Here is a 13,282-nt window from a genome sequence, read left to right as displayed (position 1 = left end):
ATGCTACGCGTCTGGTTTAATAAAACTTTTTCATCGGTTGCTGCAGCAATCCGCCTGATTCGTGAGGCGGATGCTGTTGGCGACTATCGCATCGTGTGCAGCAGCACCAATCCGCATGCGCCGGGTTTTCTCGCCGCGCACGAATCAGCCATCGAACCCAGTGGACTGAAAGGTGAAGCCTACCTGGACTGGTGTCTGCATTTTTGCCGCGAGAAAAGCATCGGTATTTTTGTGCCTGGCAAGGAAGCCAGTCTGGTCAGCGCCGCACGCGAACAGTTTGCCGCGCAAGGCACACGCGTGTTGTGTGCCGGATCGCAGGAAGTGTTGCATCTGCTGCATGACAAAGCACGTTTTTATCAAACAGTGGATTTGAAGCTGGCACCGCCTGCCGCGTTCCGCGTGGTTGAAAATGTCGAACAGTTCGATGCTGCCTATCGTGAACTAAGGCAATCGCATGCGAAGCTGTGCGTCAAGCCTTCGGTATCCGTGTATGGATTGGGCTTCAGCGTTGTCGATGAAGAACGTTCCAGCGCGCAACTGTTGCTCGAAGGCGTTCAGTACCACATCGGTTTGGACGATCTGCGGCGCGGATTCGCTGCGATGGAGGGATTCCGTACCATGTTGGTAATGGAATATCTGGATGGGCACGAATACAGTGTCGATTGCGTCGGCGACAACGGACGGTTGGTATGTGCGGTTCCGCGCAAAAAAGCGCTGGTCGCCGGTCAGGGACAAATAATCGACATGCGTGACGATATTCTGGAAAGCACCCGACAACTCACTGCCGCTTATGGATTGAACGGCATATTCAATGTGCAATTCCGCGAAGGCCAAAACGGACTCGGCTTGCTGGAGATTAATCCGCGCATGTCCGGCGGCATTGCAATGGCTTGCCTTGCCGGACCCAACTTGCCGTACTTGGCTTTGCGCGGGTTTGATCGCGGTTTTGACGGTCTGGAAATACCGGCGATTCGCAACGGCATTCGTGTCGTGGAGTTGGCGCGCGCGACGGAACTGCAGTGAACGCGCTTAAGCAGAAACCGCACACAGTACCTGCAGAAGTGCGCAAGGTCGCGCTACCGACCGGCTTGATGGAACTCAAGGTCGATGCCGGTTCGTTCCAGCTGGATGATTTGATTGGATTTGCTGCGCGTGCCAACGCCAAGCGCGGCTTCCTGTTCATGAGCAAAGTGTTGGGCAAGCATTGGCCGGTGACGCCGCAATTGATGCGCGATATCCATGTCGCGCTGGCCGCCCAAGTCCCTGCGGATTTGCCGGGCCCGGTGGTATTCATCGCCATGGCAGAAACAGCAATCGGATTGGGGCAGGGCGTTTTTGAAGCGTATCAGGATGCCCATCCGGATTGTGCGAAAAAGCGTGCGGCGCTGTTCCTGCATACCTCGCGCTATCACGTTGGTGATACGCCGATCATCGAGTTTGAAGAGGCGCACAGCCACGCGCCGCGGCAATTTTTGCATATGCCCACCGATGCGCACTTGCGTGATCTTTTACTGCGTGCACGCTCGCTGGTGCTGGTCGATGATGAAGCCAGCACCGGTAACACCTTCCTGAATTTGACTGCAGCCTGTCGCGCGCTCAATCCGGTCATCGAGCGCGTGCATTTATCCACGATAACCAACTTCATGGGGCAAGCAGCCAATGATGCGTTGTCGCAGCGGTTCGGCATTGCGGTCACGATTGGCGCTGCACTCAGCGGCGAATATGCATTCACCGCCGGTCAATTGCAGCAGGCAACCAGCGCCGCCCAGTTATTCGAAGCGCACGCGGATCGTGGCGCCAGCGCAGCATTCGGCCGGCTAGGCGTGGATCGCAAGTTAGCCGTGCCGGATGATTTGGCTGATCGTTTGCACGTTGCAATCAGCAAGGGCGAGCGCACGCTGGTACTCGGCACCGGCGAATTCATGCACATGGCTTTTCTGCTGGGACGCGCACTGGAGCAACGCGGTATCGACGTGGTGGTGCAATCGACTACCCGTTCTCCCATTTTGGAATGGGGCGCCGTCGGCCACGCGCTGACCTTTCCTGATAACTACGGCGAGGGCGTGGCGAATTTCATTTATAACGTCGCGCCCGGCCAGTACGATCACGTTTTCATTTGCCACGAGACACCACCTAACGCAGCGCTGCATCAACTTGCGAAAGCCGTTGGCGGCCGTTTGTTCCATTTTTTGTCTGAGAATAATATTGAAGAAATTCCTGTTCGTTGACCTGGACGACACCCTGTTCCAAACGCCGGGTAAATGCGGAAAAGAAGAAGATCTGCGTCCTGCGGCGTATTTGAAAGACGGCGCGGCCTGTTCTTTCACGACGCCGCGCCAGCGCGCTTTCTTTGCGCTGATGCAGCGTGACATGACGCTGATTCCCACCACTGCGCGTAATCGCGACGCCTTGAGTCGGGTAGATTTGCCGTTCTCCAGTTATTCCATCATCGATTACGGCGGTGTCGTCCTGGAGCCGGATGGCACTGTCGATCCGGTTTGGCTGGCGCTGATGCAAGCGGACATGGCGCAGGCGCTCAATGGCTTGCGGGAAGTAATGCAGATTATTGACGATTACTCTGCAAGCGTCGGTCTGAAAGGGCGGGCGCGCTTGATTGAAGATTGTTCGACGCCTTTCTATATCGTGGTCAAGGACCCGGAAAAAATAGCCGAGCGCCTCGAACAAGTAGAGCGCGAAGCCGTCGCGCCCTGGATTGCGACTGCCGGCAAAGATTTTTTAATCCATCGCAATGGCAACAATCTGGCGGTGCTGCCAAAGGCGCTGAACAAGGCACGGGCGGTTGCGTATTTGCGCCAACGGCTGGAAGCCGAACATGGCGACATCATGACCTTCGGCATGGGCGACAGCAAATCGGATGCGCGCTTTATGGCCGTATGCGATTACGCGATTATTCCGAACGGCACCCAACTCGCGGCACTGACGGTAGCTGCTTTATGAGTACCTTGAACGCAACAAATTTTTGCGGAAGCTATCGGCCCGACGACGTCGAATTTCTGCTCAAGCGTCTGGCGCAGCAGCCGTTTGTCGATGTAGCGCGCAAGGAGCAACTGATCCAGTCCGGCGCCCGCCACTACAGCGAAATGTTGTCGCCGGAAGCGCTGCCGTCAGCGCGTTATTTGCAAGTATTCCAGGATGCTTTTACCGCCAATCGACAGCAGATGGCGCGCGATTGTTTATCGCTGGCGGCGCTGATTGCAGCGCAGCGCAGCGGTCCAATTACCCTGGTGTCGCTGGTGCGCGCCGGCACGCCGGTGGGCGTCATCCTGAAGCATCTGTTGCAGCAAGTGATGGGACGTCAGGCGGTGCATTATTCGGTATCGATCATCCGCGATCGCGGCATCGACCAAGTGGCGCTACGGCATATTCTGGATCAAGGCCATGCGCCGCAGTCCATCGTGTTCATTGATGGCTGGACCGGTAAAGGCGTGATCTCGCGCGTGCTTACAGAGGCCGTGGATGATTTCAATCAACGCAATGCGGTAGCGATCGACAGCGGCTTGTACGTGTTGTCGGATCTGGCCGGCACCGCTGCGTGCGCAGCCTCGTCTGCCGACTATTTGATCCCGTCCAGCATTCTGAATGCCACCGTATCCGGATTGGTCAGCCGCTCGGTGCTGAACGAATCGATTGGCCCCGGTGATTTTCACGGCTGTGTGTATTACGACGCGTTCGTGCAGCACGATCAGTCGCGTGCGTTTGCGGATGGATTGATTGCCGATGGCGTGGCGTTGGCGCAGCGCGACGGCATACCCAAAGCGACGCCGATTGACCGCGCGCAAGCCGCGACAATCTCGACTGAATTCCTGCATGCAACGATGGCGCAGTATGGTATCAATGACGTGAACCTGGTAAAACCCGGCATCGGCGAAGCGACTCGAGTGCTGTTGCGCCGGGTGCCGCGTCTGTTGATCCTGCGCGACCCTGATGCGCCCGATGTCGCGCACTTGAAGGTGCTCGCCACAGAAAAATCCGTTCGGCTGATCGTCGATGCAGATTTGCCTTACCAAGCCGTATCTCTGATAAGGAGTGCAATAGATGGCTAATATAAAAACGCTAGGCGCTACGTTGTACGTGCCGGCAACGCATAAGGATTTGCAGCAGATCGCCGATGGCGAATTGCTCGGTGAATTGCGCTCGGTTATTTTTTGTACCGAAGATGCGGTGGCGGATAGCGAATTGAGTTATTCATTATTCAATTTGTCGCTGGTGCTGCAACAAATGATTGAACGGCCAACTACCGAACGCTTCGTGCGCGTGCGCAATCCGGACGTGATGCAACGCGTGCTGGAAATGCCCGGCGCGGAAAAATTGACTGGCTTCGTGTTGCCGAAAACCACGCGGCACAACTTCGACGCCTATTTCCGCCAAGTGCGCAAAACACACTACATGCTGATGCCGACGCTGGAGACAGCCGATGTATTTGACGAAGCGGAAATGAAGATGTTTCGCCAATGCCTGGAACAGCCGGGCGTGCGCGATCATATTCTTGCGCTACGCATCGGCGGCAATGACCTGCTGGCGCTGCTGGGAATCCGGCGGCCGCGCAACATGACCATTTACCGCACGCCGCTGGGGCCGGTCATCTCAAGGCTGGTGACGACATTTCGCCCCTACGGCTTTGCACTGACTGCGCCGGTGTTCGAACATTTGGACAATCCGGCCCTGCTGGCGCAGGAAATGGAAGAAGATCTGGCGCACGGGATGATCGGCAAGACCGCGATTCATCCGAGTCAGGTTGCATTAATTGAGCGCCATTACCGTGTACAACGCACCGATGTCGAAGTGGCGCTGCGGATCATGGATGCAGCCAGTCCGGCAGTATTCAAAATGCATGATTCCATGTGCGAAGTCGCCACCCATCGGGCGTGGGCGCATCGTGTCGTAGAACAAGCGCGAGTGTTTGGCATCCATCATGGCGGCGACGGTGTTGGTGATATTGATGATATTGCCGCCATACATTTACAGCAGAATCAACCCATATAAGGATTGAACACAATGACCGATTTCACACGAGGACAAAAGGGAAAATTAGCCGACATGGGATGTACCGGCGCATTCCCGATCGTACTGAACGTTGCAGCGCAGGGCATGGATGTCGATATCGCCTGCTTCGGGCTGGACGCCAATGACAAGTTATCCGATGACCGCTACATGATTTTTTTCAACCAAAAATCCTGTCCGGGCGATGGCGTAACGCTGGAGATCGGCGACGGAAAATCGACCTTCACCACGGATGTGGCGCGCTTGCCGGATTCGATTCACAAGCTGGTTTTTGCCGCGACCATCGGCGGCGAAGGCACCATGCGCAAGCTGGGTGCGAGTTCGATGCAACTCGGTAGTACGGCATTCCAGTTTTCGGGAGCCGATTTCCAGGATGAAAAAGCCGTGATCGTCGGCGAAGTCTACAAGCGCGATGGTCAGTGGCGCTTTGGCGCGGTGGGACAGGGTTTCAACGGCGGCATGTCGGCGCTGCTGAAACATTTCGGCGGCACCGAGGCGGATAGTTCGCCGATGCCAACACCGGCACCAACTCCAGCGCCAAAGAAAATATCGCTTTCCAAGATCACACTTGAGAAGCGCGGCGACAAAGTCTCGCTTGAAAAAACCGGCAGTCGCGGCTTTGGGCGCATCCGCGTCAACCTGAACTGGAATCAGGCAGCGCTGCCGGCCGCTGCGCCCGAAAAACAGGGTTTCTTCAATAAAATGCTGAGTAATGCGCGGCCAAAATCAAGCGGCGGCATCGACCTGGATTTGGGCTGCATGTTTCAAATGCTCGATGGCAGTCCGGGTTGTGTGCAGGCGCTCGGCAACAGCTGGGGAAATTTCGATAAAGCGCCTTTCGTCCATCTGGAAGGCGATGATCGCTCCGGCACCAACACCGAGGGAGAAAATCTGTTCATCAATGGCGACCAGTTCAATCAGATCAAGCGCATCGTGATATTCACCTTCATTTATGACGGTGCGCCCAACTGGGCCGCGACCAACGGCGTGGTCACCATCGAAGCGCCCGGCCAGGCGCCGGTGGAAGTCCGGCTCGATAACGGAACCGACGCCTCGATGTGCGCCATTGCAATGATTGAAAATAACGGCGGCAACTTGCAAATAACCAAGCTCGTCGAGTATTTCAAACAGAGCGCAGGCAAGAGCGCGCACGAGTTGCTAAACGACCGTTTCGAATTTGGGCTGCGGTTCAAGAAAGGTTCGAAGGATTGAATTGCGCATGAAAATAATCTTCGCTGGAACCCCGGAATTCGCCGCGGTGGCGCTCCAATCTCTGCACGAGGCCGGTTTTGAGATTGCACTGGTATTGAGCCAGCCCGACCGTCCGGCCGGACGCGGCATGCAGTTGCAGGCTTCGCCGGTGAAACAATATGCGGTGGCGCACGGCATTGCGGTGGCGCAGCCGGCATCGTTGCGCCTCGACGGCAAATATCCGCAAGAGGCACAAGATGCCCACGCATTGCTGCGCGCCACCCCGCATGACGTGATGGTGGTGGCCGCTTACGGCTTGATTTTGCCGCGCAGCGTGCTGGATATGCCGCGCCTTGGCTGCATCAATATCCACGCGTCGCTGTTGCCGCGCTGGCGCGGCGCGGCGCCGATTCATCGCGCCATCGAGGCTGGCGACGCTGAAACTGGCGTGACCATCATGCAGATGGAAGAAGGGCTCGATACCGGACCGATGCTGCAAATCGGGCGCTTGCCGATTGCGCCGGACGACACCACCGGTAGCCTGCATGACAAGTTGGCCGCGCTGGGCGCGAACATGATCGTGCAAGCGCTGCACCAACTGGAGCAGGGCAGTCTGGTCGCCACGCCGCAACCGGCAGCAGGCGCCAATTACGCGGCCAAGATCAGCAAGCAAGAAGCGCAGCTTGACTTCAGCCAATCGGCAACTGTGATGGCGCGCAAGATCCGGGCCTTTAATCCGTTTCCCGGCGCGTTTGCAGTGTTTAATGGCGTCACGCTCAAGCTGTGGCAAGCGCAGGTGCTGCCTGATGTCGCTGATGGTTTGCCAGGACACGTGTTGGCCGCCAATGCGCAGGACGGCGTGCTGGTATCTTGCGGAGAGGGCGTATTGCGCTTGACCGTATTGCAAAAGCCGGGTGGAAAACGCTTGCCGGCAGCCGAGTTTCTGCAAGGTTTTCCGATGGAAAACGGCTGCTTCGGCTGAGGTTGGAACAAAGTTGTGCAAATTGCCTGGAATGCCAACTGCGCATCAGTAACTATTCAGGCTGTAGCGGCGGGTTCCAAACCCGCCCTTTCGCCGCCGAAATGCGAAGGCGGGTTGGGAACCCGCCCCTACCCATGAATGGTTGGCTTTATGTTATTAATAGGTAGAGTATGCCAAAAAACACCACACTTTCCGCATATTTTATATGCGGAAGCATAAAATACTGAATGCAGTACATTTAAACCCCGGGAGTGGATCACGTTTTTCACGATAATGTGACATAGTATTGACGCAAGAATCCTTGCTGGTGTCGAAGCAACCCTAACGCAGGAGTAGAGCCATGTTTGACATACTTGTATATCTCTACGAAACGTATTACCGGCCGGAAGCCTGCCCGGATGCGGTAGCGCTGACCAAGAAATTATCAGCCGTCGGTTTTGAACATGAAGAAATTTCCGAAGCGCTGGACTGGCTCGGGCATCTGGTGGAGTCTACCGACGCATTCGCCAACGCGTATCCGCAGCAGAGCGCGTTTTCTTTCGGCTTGCGCATTTATCCGGAGCAAGAGTCCAGCGTGCTGGGGCCGGATGCGATCGGTTTCATTCAGTTTCTGGAGCTGGCCAAAGTGCTCGACGCCAACCAGCGCGAGATCGTCATCGAGCGCGCGCTGGCAGTGAATGAATCGCCGATGCCGCTCGACAAGCTCAAGATCATCGTGCTGATGATGCTGTGGAGCCAGGGCCAGGAACCTGATGCGCTGATTTTCGACGAGCTGTTCGCCGACGATACGCAGCCGCAAAAGCACTGGCTGCACTAGATTCGGATTAAAAGCCCCAGATTAAAAGCCGCACTGCGTTGCAGAGCGGCACTTTCTGGGCGATCGGGGCTCGGGCGCTTGCAGAGTTCGCTGCAACGCGCTTATCATGGGCCGCTTGACAATCCAGATGCTTGTTAGTGGCGGCTTTGCCGTTTTGCCATTTGGCACTTTTGCAAATGCGCCCATCTGTACCCCATTAGAGAATGTACCTATGACCAAAACCCTCATCATCGCCGAGAAGCCCTCGGTCGCGAACGATATCGCGAAGACGATCGGCGGCTTCACCAAGCACGATGAGTACTTCGAATCCGACCAGTACGTGTTGTCCTCCGCGGTCGGCCACTTGCTTGAAATCGCGGTGCCGGAAGAGCACGACGTCAAGCGCGGCAAATGGAGTTTCGCCCATTTGCCGATGATTCCGCCGTATTTTGCGCTGAACCCGATCGCCAAGACCGAATCGCGATTGAAAGTATTGAGCAAGCTGATCAAGCGCAAGGATGTCACCGCACTGATCAACGCCTGCGATGCCGGACGCGAAGGCGAGCTGATTTTCCGCCTGATCGCGCAACATACCAAAGCCAAGCAGCCGATCCAGCGCCTGTGGCTGCAATCGATGACGCCGGGCGCGATCCGCGACGGCTTCACGCACCTGCGCAGCGACGCCGAAATGCTGCCGCTGGCCGACGCCGCGCGCTGCCGCTCCGAAGCCGACTGGCTGATCGGCATCAACGGCACCCGCGCGATGACCGCCTTCAATTCGAAGGAAGGCGGCTTTTACCTGACCACCGTGGGCCGGGTGCAAACCCCGACGCTGTCGATCGTGGTCGAGCGCGAAGAGAAAATCAAACAATTCGTGCCGCGTGATTTCTGGGAAGTGCGCGCCGAATTCGTCTGCGCGGCCGGGATTTACGAAGGCCGCTGGCTCGATACCAAGCACAAAAAAGACGAAATCGACCCTGAAAAGCGCGCGGAACGGCTGTGGAGCAAAGCCGCCGCCGAATCCATCGTCGCCGCCTGTCGCGGCAGGCAAGGCAATGTCAGCGAAGAATCAAAGCCGACCACCTCAATGGCGCCAGGATTGTTCGACCTCACCAGCCTGCAGCGCGAAGCCAACTCGCGCTTCGGCTTTTCGGCCAAGAACACGCTGGGCCTGGCGCAAGCGCTGTATGAAAAGCACAAGGTGCTGACGTATCCGCGGACCGATTCGCGCCACTTGCCGGAAGATTACCTCGACACCGTCAAGCAAACGCTGGAAACCGTATCGGAGAACAATAATTATCAGCAGTTTGCCGCGCAAATCCTGAACAAAGGCTGGGTCAAGCCGAACAAGCGGATTTTCGACAACAGCAAGATTTCGGATCACTTTGCGATCATCCCGACTCCGCAAGCACCGAAAAATCTGTCGGAGCCGGAACAGAAGCTGTACGACCTGGTGACCAAGCGCTTCATGGCGGTGTTCTTCCCGGCGGCCGAATTCCAGGTCACGACCCGTTTCACCGAAGTGTCCGGCCACCAGTTCAAGACCGAAGGCAAGGTCATGACCAACCCCGGCTGGCTGGCGATTTACGGCAAGGAAATAGCGGAAAAAGATAGCGAGAATTCCGGCAATCTGGTGCCGGTAGCCAAGGGTGAAAAAGTCTTGACCGACAAGATCACCGCCAACGGCCTGGTCACCAAACCGCCTGCGCGCTACACGGAAGCCACGCTGCTGTCGGCGATGGAAGGTGCCGGCAAGCTGCTCGACGATGAAGGTTTGCGTGAAGCGATGGCAGGCAAGGGCCTGGGCACGCCAGCCACGCGCGCCGCCATCATCGAAGGTTTGCTGAGCGAAAAATACTTTTTGCGTGAAGGACGCGAAATCATTCCGACCGCCAAGGCGTTCCAGTTGATGACGCTGCTGCGCGGCCTTGGCGTGTCTGAATTGACTTCGCCGGAATTGACCGGCGAGTGGGAATACAAGCTGTCGCAGATCGAAAAAGGCAACATCAGCCGCGAAGAATTCATGCGCGAAATTGCCCAGATGACGCAAATCATCGTCAAGCGCGCCAAGGAATACGACAACGACACGATACCCGGCAATTACGCGACGCTGACCACGCCGTGCCCGCATTGCGGCGCGGTGGTGAAGGAAAATTACCGCCGTTTCGCCTGCACCAAGTGCGAATTCTCGATCTCCAAAACTCCCGGCAGCCGCCAGTTCGAGGTGGCCGAGGTCGAGGAATTGTTGACCAATCGCACTATCGGCCCGCTGCAAGGTTTCCGCTCCAAGATGGGCCGCCCGTTTGCCGCCATCCTGCGCATCGTCGCCGACGAAGAGCACAAGAATCAAAAAATGGAATTCGACTTCGGTCAGAACGATGAATCTGAAGATGGCGAAGGGGTCGATTTCACCGGCCAGACTGCACTCGGCGCTTGCCCGAAATGCGGCAGCGGCGTGTACGAATTGGGCCTGGGTTACGTTTGCGAAAAAACCGTAGCCAAGCCGAAAGCTTGCGATTTCCGCAGCGGCCGCATCATCTTGCAGCAAGAAATTTTGCCGGAACAGATGGTCAAGCTATTGAATGAAGGCAAGACCGATCTGTTGCCGGGCTTCGTCTCGCAGCGCACCCGCCGTCCGTTCAAGGCTTTTCTGGTCAAGGGCAAGGATGGCAAGGTCAGCTTCGAGTTTGAAGAGCGCAAGCCGAAAGCACCAGCCAAAGGCAAGGTGGCAGCAGCGGATACAGACGCGGATGCAGATGCGCAGACGGGCGCAGCAGTAAAGCCGGCGGCCAAAAAAGCAGTCGCCAAGAAAGTCGCTGCCAAAAAACCGGCTGCTAAACCCGCAGTACGCAAGACGGCAGCCAAAAAAACTGCCTGAAGCACATTACGCGCAGATCTTCTTCTGCGGTAATTATTCAGCCCACTATGGTGAAGCACGCAGTTACGCTGGATATTCCCTCCCCTTCAAGGGGAGGGTTAGGGAGGGGATGGGTTTTCTGCAGCACAACAAGCCCATCCCCCACCCGGCCTCTCCCTTGAAAGGGGAGGAGAAAACCATTCCACGCTGCGAACTGAATAATTGCTTTCTTCGCTGATATGTGGGGTGTATGGCATAAAATGCCATGTTTCCCGCATATATCTCCTGCGTAAAAAATAATACCAACACATTATTCTAATTTTGCAAAATCCTTGCGGCGGCGTTCTGCCGCCGCGGATTCGGTGCTCCGATTCGATTTCAATGTCATCCTGCAAGCTGCTCGGAGCGGACGCATGGCGGCCGTGTGTTGGTTTTGTGCCGGAAAATCCAATTGCCCACACGATTCATATGATTCGTATGATTCGCATGTTTGACGCAGATCAAAGACCAAGGGTCCAGCCGATTTTCCAGCCGAACGTTTGACAGCCGACGCGCTCCAAACTACGCATGCATCCGCCTATTAATGCGCCTATTAAAGATTAATGAATGGAGCTTGCTTCGGACGTAACCCTTCTAAGGAAAAATCGCCATGAAAAATACTAAATGGATTACGGTTGTGCTGTGCGCATTGATGGTCACCGCTTGCGGTTCAATGTCGTCATCATCATCAATGTCGCCATCATCATCATCGATGTCGCCGCCAGCCCCGATGACGACTAGCGGCATGGAGCGCAACTCTGATATGTATGGGCGTTGACGGACTTTAGGTAGTGTGATTGATGCCATGGCTGTTTTTTGAATGCGGGTGGCCGGCTTAGGTGCGGCGCATAAGCGGGATATTTTGATCTGATCGGGCAGAAGGCGTCGGGATAATACTGTTCGCCGGCTCTTGGTTTGGCTAGGGCGCGTGCGCCTGTGCGGCACTTTGCGCTACACTGCTTTTTTTGCCAAACGATTAACGCCATGCAACATGACCGCGCTTCCCGCGCCCCCGAACTAAAAACCATTCTGATAGCCACCGGCCTGATCCTGACCATCGCGATGGGGGTGCGGCATGGCTTCGGCTTCTGGCTGCAGCCGATTTCGCAGGCGCAAGGCTGGACCCGTGAGACTTATTCGCTGGCGATGGCGCTGCAAAATCTGATGTGGGGCGTATTCGGGCCGTTCGCCGGGATGGCGGCCGACCGTTACGGCACCATGCGGGTGGTCATCGTCGGTGCCTTGCTGTACGCGGCGGGCTTGCTGTGGATGGCGTTGGTGAGCGAGCCGACGCTGTTCGTCCTGGGCGCCGGAATCTTGATCGGGGGCGGGCTGGCCTGCACCGGATTTGGCGCAGTCAGCGGCATTATCGCGCGCATCGCGCCGGCTGAAAAACGCTCGATGGCGTTCGGCATTTCGGGCGCAGCCAGTTCGCTGGGGCAATTCATGATGATGCCGGTCGAGCAGCAAATGATCTTGCACGCCGGCTGGCAAAATGCATTCTATGTGCTGGCCGCGCTGGTGCTGCTGGTCATGATTCCGATGGCGTTGCGCCTGCGCGAGCCGGCGCTGGCCCACTCCAGCGAACCCCAGCAAAGCGTCCTGGAAGCGACCCGCGAAGCGTTCGGTTACCGGCCCTTTTTGTACCTGGTGTCCGGTTATTTCGTGTGCGGCTTCCAGTTGGTGTTCATCGGCGTGCACATGCCGGCCTACCTGAAAGACAAAGGCATGCTCGACCCCAATGTCGGGGTGATCGCGCTGGCCCTGATCGGTCTGTTCAATATTTTCGGCTCTTTTGCGGCCGGCAAGCTGGGTGGAAAATATCCGAAGCGCTATCTGCTGTCGGGGATTTATCTCACGCGCGCCATCGTCATCGGCCTGTTCCTGCTGGCCCCGCTATCGCCCGTCTCGGTGTATCTGTTCGCCAGCGCGATCGGCTTCCTGTGGCTGTCCACCGTGCCGCTGACCAATGGCGTGATTGCCGGGATCTTCGGGGTGCGCTACTTGTCGATGCTGTCCGGCTTCGTCTTTTTGTCGCACCAGATCGGCAGTTTCCTGGGTGTATGGCTGGGCGGTTTCCTGTTCACCAAACAGGGAAATTACGATACGGTCTGGATGATCACCATCGCGCTGGGCCTGTTCGCGGCGCTGATCAATCTGCCGATCAACGAAAAAGCCATCGCGCGGTCGCAGCCGGCAATGGCGTAATTTGATGCAATTCGATAAAACCCGCAAATGAAACAAAGCCTCCAACGCATTTTGTTTGGTATCGCCGGCGCAGCATTGCTGGCGCTGATCTTCGGCGCTTACTTGCAACCCGGCTTCGTGCTGGATCTGGCGAACCGGATTTATTTGTGCTTTTAAGGTGCGCGGCTTACGGGCTTGAAACTACAGG

At 56.7% G+C, this 13,282-nt stretch carries 11 protein-coding genes; all 11 read left to right on the top strand.

Going from position 1 to position 13,282, the window contains the following annotated elements:
- The 11 genes from KGFNPO_RS16445 (at window position 1) to KGFNPO_RS16395 (ending at window position 13,251) form a co-directional block, all read left to right on the top strand.
- A complete protein-coding gene (locus KGFNPO_RS16445) occupies window positions 1-1,023 on the top strand; it encodes an ATP-grasp domain-containing protein (RefSeq protein ID WP_472632304.1) in 1,023 nt (340 codons plus the stop codon).
- Window positions 1,020-2,228, top strand: a complete 1,209-nt coding sequence (locus KGFNPO_RS16440) for a phosphoribosyltransferase domain-containing protein (protein WP_472632303.1) — start codon at window positions 1,020-1,022, stop codon at window positions 2,226-2,228. Before KGFNPO_RS16445 ends, KGFNPO_RS16440 begins: the two co-directional genes overlap by 4 nt.
- Window positions 2,206-2,958 (top strand): HAD family hydrolase, encoded by a 753-nt coding sequence (locus tag KGFNPO_RS16435; RefSeq protein WP_472632302.1) that lies wholly within the window; start codon window positions 2,206-2,208, stop codon window positions 2,956-2,958. Before KGFNPO_RS16440 ends, KGFNPO_RS16435 begins: the two co-directional genes overlap by 23 nt.
- Entirely contained in the window at window positions 2,955-4,064 is a 1,110-nt protein-coding gene (locus KGFNPO_RS16430) for a cysteine protease StiP family protein (protein WP_472632301.1), read from the top strand. Before KGFNPO_RS16435 ends, KGFNPO_RS16430 begins: the two co-directional genes overlap by 4 nt.
- The gene (locus KGFNPO_RS16425) at window positions 4,057-5,004 is read left to right on the top strand and encodes an HpcH/HpaI aldolase/citrate lyase family protein (protein ID WP_472632300.1); all 948 of its coding nucleotides are present in this window, start codon (window positions 4,057-4,059) and stop codon (window positions 5,002-5,004) included. The genes KGFNPO_RS16430 and KGFNPO_RS16425 overlap by 8 nt, the downstream gene beginning before the upstream one ends.
- A gap of 12 nt (window positions 5,005-5,016) precedes the next feature.
- Complete coding sequence (locus KGFNPO_RS16420; RefSeq protein ID WP_472632299.1) at window positions 5,017-6,234, top strand: TerD family protein; 1,218 nt, start codon at window positions 5,017-5,019, stop codon at window positions 6,232-6,234.
- Between the two features lie 7 nt (window positions 6,235-6,241).
- On the top strand, window positions 6,242-7,195 hold the full coding sequence (fmt, locus tag KGFNPO_RS16415) for a methionyl-tRNA formyltransferase (protein ID WP_472632298.1): 954 nt from the start codon (window positions 6,242-6,244) through the stop codon (window positions 7,193-7,195).
- 340 nt (window positions 7,196-7,535) lie between these two features.
- Window positions 7,536-8,012 (top strand): Smg family protein, encoded by a 477-nt coding sequence (locus KGFNPO_RS16410; RefSeq protein ID WP_472632297.1) that lies wholly within the window; start codon window positions 7,536-7,538, stop codon window positions 8,010-8,012.
- 211 nt (window positions 8,013-8,223) lie between these two features.
- Complete coding sequence (locus KGFNPO_RS16405) at window positions 8,224-10,869, top strand: DNA topoisomerase III (protein WP_472632296.1); 2,646 nt, start codon at window positions 8,224-8,226, stop codon at window positions 10,867-10,869.
- 1,002 nt (window positions 10,870-11,871) lie between these two features.
- Window positions 11,872-13,095, top strand: a complete 1,224-nt coding sequence (locus KGFNPO_RS16400; RefSeq protein ID WP_472632295.1) for an MFS transporter — start codon at window positions 11,872-11,874, stop codon at window positions 13,093-13,095.
- 27 nt (window positions 13,096-13,122) lie between these two features.
- The gene (locus KGFNPO_RS16395; protein WP_472632294.1) at window positions 13,123-13,251 is read left to right on the top strand and encodes a hypothetical protein; all 129 of its coding nucleotides are present in this window, start codon (window positions 13,123-13,125) and stop codon (window positions 13,249-13,251) included.
- The last annotated feature ends 31 nt before the right edge of the window (window positions 13,252-13,282 follow it).

Source organism: Gelidimonas diazotrophica (assembly GCF_055694025.1).
Note: the sequence above shows the minus strand (reverse complement) of the source record. Positions and strands in the feature narration are given on the sequence as shown.

Bases quoted from the DNA above. Each gene is read 5' to 3' on its own strand.
- KGFNPO_RS16420 (WP_472632299.1), top strand. From the start codon at position 5,017: ATGACCGATTTCACACGAGGACAAAAGGGAAAATTAGCCGACATGGGA.
- KGFNPO_RS16395 (WP_472632294.1), top strand. From the start codon at position 13,123: ATGAAACAAAGCCTCCAACGCATTTTGTTTGGTATCGCCGGCGCAGCA.
- KGFNPO_RS16445 (WP_472632304.1), top strand. From the start codon at position 1: ATGCTACGCGTCTGGTTTAATAAAACTTTTTCATCGGTTGCTGCAGCA.
- KGFNPO_RS16430 (WP_472632301.1), top strand. From the start codon at position 2,955: ATGAGTACCTTGAACGCAACAAATTTTTGCGGAAGCTATCGGCCCGAC.
- KGFNPO_RS16400 (WP_472632295.1), top strand. From the start codon at position 11,872: ATGCAACATGACCGCGCTTCCCGCGCCCCCGAACTAAAAACCATTCTG.
- KGFNPO_RS16410 (WP_472632297.1), top strand. From the start codon at position 7,536: ATGTTTGACATACTTGTATATCTCTACGAAACGTATTACCGGCCGGAA.
- KGFNPO_RS16405 (WP_472632296.1), top strand. From the start codon at position 8,224: ATGACCAAAACCCTCATCATCGCCGAGAAGCCCTCGGTCGCGAACGAT.
- KGFNPO_RS16425 (WP_472632300.1), top strand. From the start codon at position 4,057: ATGGCTAATATAAAAACGCTAGGCGCTACGTTGTACGTGCCGGCAACG.
- fmt (WP_472632298.1), top strand. From the start codon at position 6,242: ATGAAAATAATCTTCGCTGGAACCCCGGAATTCGCCGCGGTGGCGCTC.